This is a genomic window from Micromonospora sp. NPDC050200 (assembly GCF_040656135.1).
Lineage (GTDB): Bacteria > Actinomycetota > Actinomycetes > Mycobacteriales > Micromonosporaceae > Micromonospora.
Genome location: NZ_JBFALG010000159.1, coordinates 1 through 1,846, shown reverse-complemented (window position 1 = coordinate 1,846; position 1,846 = coordinate 1). Strand labels below are relative to the sequence as shown.

Below are 1,846 nucleotides of genomic sequence, written 5' to 3'. Positions count from 1 at the left end.
CATTCCATTGCACACGGGTTGGTTCCATTCCGTTCCGTTCCGTTCCATTCCGGATGACTCCATTCCATTCCATTCCATTCCATTCCATTCCATTCCCCTGCACTCGGGTTCATTCCATTCCATTCCATTTACTTCCATTCCATTCCATTCCATTCCATTCCATTCCATTCCATTCCATTCCTTTGCACTCGGGTTGATTCCATTCCATTCCCTGCCATTCCATTTCATTCCATTCCATTCCATTCCATTCCATTCCATTCCGTTCCATTCCATTCCATTACATTCGGATTGATTGTATTCAATTCCCTTACACTCCATTACATTCCATTCCATTCGGGTTGTTTCCATTCCATTCCATTCCATTCCATTCCATTTCGTTCCATTCCATTCTATTCCGTACCATTCCATTCCATTCCATTCCATTCCATTCCATGCCATTCCACTCGGGTTGATTCCATTCCTTTCCATTCCATTCGGGTTGAATCCATTCCATTCCATTCCATTCCATTCCATTCCATTCCATTCCTTTCCATTCCATTGCACACGGGTTTTCCATTCCATTCCATTCCGTTCCATTCCGGATGACTCCATTCCATTGCATTCCATTCCATTCCATTCCCCTGCACTCGGGTTGATTCCATTCCATTCCATTTTCCATTCCATTCCATTCCATTCTATTCGGGTTAATTCCATTCCATTCCATTCCATTCCATTCCATTCCATTCCATTCCATTCCATTCCATTCCATTGCAATCGAGTTGATTCCATTCCATTCCATTCCATTCCGGATGATTCCATTCCATTGCATTCCATTCCATTCCATTCCCCTGCACTCGGGTTGATTCCATTCCATTCCATTCCATTCCATTCCATTCCATTCCATTCCATTCCATTCCATTTCGTTCCATTCCATTCTATTCCGTACCATTCCATTCCATTCCATTCCATTCCATGCCATTCCACTCGGGTTGATTCCATTCCTTTCCATTCCATTCGGGTTGAATCCATTCCATTCCATTCCATTCCATTCCATTCCATTCCATTCCATTCCATTCCACTCGGGTTGATTCCATTCCTTTCCATTCCATTCGGGTTGAAGCCATTCCATTCCATTCCATTCCATTCCATTCCACTCGGGTTGATTCCATTCCTTTCCATTCCATTCGGGTTGAATCCATTCCATTCCATTCCATTCCATTCGATTCCATTCCATTGCACTCGGGTTGATTCCATTCCATTCCATTCCATTCCATTCCATTCCATTCCATTCCGTTCCATTCCATTCCATTACATTCGGATTGATTCTATTCAATTCCCTTACACTCCATTCCATTCCATTCCATTCGGGTTGTTTCCATTCCATTCCATTCCATTCCACTCCATTCCATTGCAATCGGGTTGATTCCATTCCATTCCATTCCATTCCATTCCGTATGATTCCATTCCATTGCATTCCATTCCATTCCATTCCCCTGCACTCGGGTGGATTCCATTCTATTCCATTCCATTCCATTCCATTCCATTCCATTCCATTCCATTCCATTCCATTCCATTCCATTCCATTCTATTCGGGTTAATTTCATTCCATTCCATTCCATTCCATTCCATTCCATTCCATTCCATTCCATTCCATTGAAATCGAGTTGATTCCATTCCATTCCATTCCATTCCATTCCATTCCATTCCATTCCATTCTATTCGGGTTAATTCCATTCCATTCCATTCCATTCCATTCCATTCCATTCCATTCCATTCCATTCTATTAGGGTTAATTCCATTCCATTCCATTCCATTCCATTCCATTGCAATCGAGTTGATTCCATTCCATTCCATTCCATTCCATTCA

Annotated in this window: 3 protein-coding genes; all 3 read right to left on the bottom strand. The window is 42.3% G+C overall.

Going from position 1 to position 1,846, the window contains the following annotated elements; genetic code table 11:
* Positions 1 to 273, bottom strand: a 273-nt coding sequence (locus tag AB0I41_RS35095) for a hypothetical protein (RefSeq protein ID WP_357115759.1), incomplete at its 3' end; no start/stop codon positions are given.
* 34 nt (positions 274 to 307) lie between these two features.
* Positions 308 to 1,558 (bottom strand): hypothetical protein, encoded by a 1,251-nt coding sequence (locus tag AB0I41_RS35090; RefSeq protein ID WP_357115756.1) that lies wholly within the window; start codon positions 1,556 to 1,558, stop codon positions 308 to 310.
* On the bottom strand, positions 1,495 to 1,683 hold the full coding sequence (locus AB0I41_RS35085; protein ID WP_357115753.1) for a hypothetical protein: 189 nt from the start codon (positions 1,681 to 1,683) through the stop codon (positions 1,495 to 1,497). Before AB0I41_RS35085 ends, AB0I41_RS35090 begins: the two co-directional genes overlap by 64 nt.
* Between the last annotated feature and the right edge of the window lie 163 nt (positions 1,684 to 1,846).

Coding starts and splice junctions, on each gene's coding strand:
- AB0I41_RS35090 (WP_357115756.1), bottom strand. CDS start 1,558: ATGGAATGGAATGGAATGGAATGGAATGGAATGGAATGGAATGGAATG.
- AB0I41_RS35085 (WP_357115753.1), bottom strand. CDS start 1,683: ATGGAATGGAATGGAATGGAATGGAATGGAATGGAATCAACTCGATTT.